The organism is Clostridium sp. E02, from assembly GCF_003833015.1.
Lineage (GTDB): Bacteria > Bacillota > Clostridia > Lachnospirales > Lachnospiraceae > Lacrimispora.
This window is the reverse complement of the sequence record NZ_RJLQ01000071.1, coordinates 1-438: the sequence shown is the minus strand read 5'-3', so window position 1 is coordinate 438 and position 438 is coordinate 1. Positions and strand designations below refer to the sequence as shown.

The 438-nt window shown below is 61.4% G+C and carries 1 protein-coding gene; it reads right to left on the bottom strand.

All coding sequences use genetic code 11. The annotated features are described in order from the left end of the window. On the bottom strand, nucleotides 1–245 hold a 245-nt coding region (locus tag EFT72_RS18980), incomplete at its 3' end, for a DUF202 domain-containing protein (RefSeq protein WP_243110067.1). Between the last annotated feature and the right edge of the window lie 193 nt (nucleotides 246–438).

The window sequence follows — 438 nt, the reverse complement described above, 5'->3', positions numbered from 1 at the left end:
AAGTAGTGCCAGGTCGAGAGCAGCACGGTAATCAAGCCAATGGAGGATAGGCCTAACCCAACCAGCCAGCCCTGGCCAGTGCCAGGTACATCGGGGGAGACCAGGTAGCGCAGGCGAGCGATTAGCACGCCAAAGCCAATTAAGGCGATCGCGGTGCGCATCCAGGCCAGGTAGGTGCGCTCGTTAGCCAGGTGATCGCGGGTGCGAGAGGCCGGCCTGTGGGGCGGGGCTAAGTTGGGGTCCAACGGCGCATCACCTTTGCGATCGCCTTGAATGTCGGTAGCCTGGGAAGTCTGAGTCATAGCGACAGAATGAGTAGGGGTGGTCCCTGGGGCAGTGCAAATCAATTGGCAAGCCGAAACAGCGGCCTGAGTTTGACCCCGAGGGTTGTGCCCAGCAGGGCGAAGGCAATCCACAACCAGCCGTGCAGGCTGGTGG